Below are 1968 nucleotides of genomic sequence, written 5' to 3'. Positions count from 1 at the left end.
CACCCAAAAACTTTTCTTTTTTATCAATGATGTGTTTTCAGACAGTCTCTGAGCGGAGGAAGGGCCATGGTGCCATGGACAACATACAAATCAATGTATGACGCGGCCCTGAACCAGCCAGGACAATTCTGGCTGGACGCAGCACGGCGCGTGACATGGACACAAAAGCCCCGGCTTGCATGCCGGACACGGGCGGACGGGTGGCATGACTGGTTTCCCGACGCCACGTTGAACACCTGTCATAATGCCGTGGATCGACATGTGGAGAACGGGCGTGGCGGGCAGGCCGCCCTGATCTGGCATTCCTGTGCCACCAAGGAACGGCAGGCCATCACCTATCACGACCTGAGGCGGAGGGTGGCCGGGTTTGCCGGGGGTTTGCGATCGCTGGGGGTAGGACAGGGCGACCGCGTCCTGATCGCCATGCCCACCATGATTGAAACCGCCATCGCCATGCTGGCCTGTGCCCGGATCGGTGCCGTGCATGTGGTGGTTTTTTCCGGCTATGCCGGGCCTGAACTGGCGCGCAGGATTGATGACGTGGCGCCCAAAGTCATCATGATCGCCAGTTGCAGCTTTCAGGGGCATTCGGCGGTTCCGGCCGCACCTGTCCTGAATGATGCGCTTGCCATCGCGATGCACAGACCACAGGCCTGTGTGATCGTGCAGCGCCGGGCCTGTACGGCGCCGCTCCTGCCGGGGCGGGATCATGATTTCCATATGCTGGAACATTCCACGCCCGTAGGACCAGTCACACTGCGTTCCGAAGATCCCCTTTATATCCTGCATACATCCGGCACGACAGGTCATGCGAAGGGCATCGTGCGTGACAATGGCGGACATGCCGTGGCCCTCGCCTTGTCCATGGAACTGATCTATGGCTGCAAACCCGGTGATACCTTTTTCACGACATCGGATCTCGGCTGGGTTGTCGGTCATTCTTATGGTGTCTATGCGCCACTCCTTAACGGGTGTAGCAGCGTGATTGTCGAAGGTGCGCCGTCCGCCTTGCTTATCCAGGCGTTGTGTCATGAATATGGGGTCAGGTGCCTGTTCACGACACCGACACAGATGCGCCTGATGCGACAGGAGGGGCGTCATCCGTTAGGGGTGATCCTGCCCGCGCTGGCCCGTATTTTCGTGGCGGGTGAGTATGCGGACCCGACCCTTCTGGACTGGGCGCGGTCATATTTCCGCAAACCGGTGGTCAACCACTGGTGGCAGACCGAAACCGGGTGGAGTATCACCGCCCATTTCTTTGGCCTGCCTGAATGTGAGCCGACATCACTGATGAACGAGATCGGGCGGCCTGCACCGGGATTTCGTCCGGCCATCGCGCCCGCCTTTGCACAACATTCCTGTGGCGAAATTGTCTTGTCCCTGCCACTGCCGCCTGGTTGCCTTGCCGGGATGTGGAAGGACGGGGGCGTCCGTGTCCCGTCCACATATCTTGATGACACAGGCAGGTATTACCGGACTTTTGACGAAGGCATGATCGACGGTGCACATGGCGTGCATATGCTCGGGCGTTCGGATGACGTGATAAAGGTCGCGGGGCGGCGGATTTCAGGGGTGCAGATTGAAAAGGTCATTGCCACCCATCCGGCCGTACATGCGTGTGCTGTGGTCGCGGTTCCAGACGATCTGCGCGGACAGCGACCCGTTGCTTATGTGGTGCCGGTTGCTGGCACCGGCTGTGCGCCGTCTTCTGAAGAAATTATCGCGCAGGTCCGTCAGGTCATCGGCAGGTGGGTCGGGCTTCGTGATGTGCGTTTCGTCAGGCATTTGCCAACCACCATATCTGGCAAGATCAGGCGACGTCACCTGACCGCCTGCTGAACGGGCCGGGCATGAAGGGAATTTTCCGATGGTCCTGGATATAAGAGGATATCTGAAAAGTCAGGCTTAATAACATCCTGAAATTATAAAAGTTTTTGGTGAAGCTTTTTCTAAAAAGCTTCAGAAGAC

General features: G+C 58.2%; 1 protein-coding gene. It reads left to right on the top strand.

Annotated features, from left to right (window positions below; translation table 11 throughout):
- Positions 1–66: 66 nt before the first annotated feature.
- Positions 67–1839, top strand: a complete 1773-nt coding sequence (locus B7G66_RS16905; protein ID WP_040510979.1) for an AMP-binding protein — start codon at positions 67–69, stop codon at positions 1837–1839.
- Positions 1840–1968: the final 129 nt, after the last annotated feature.

This window comes from Novacetimonas hansenii JCM 7643 (assembly GCF_000964405.1).
In the GTDB taxonomy this organism is placed as follows: domain Bacteria; phylum Pseudomonadota; class Alphaproteobacteria; order Acetobacterales; family Acetobacteraceae; genus Novacetimonas; species Novacetimonas hansenii.
Note: the sequence above shows the minus strand (reverse complement) of the source record. Positions and strands in the feature narration are given on the sequence as shown.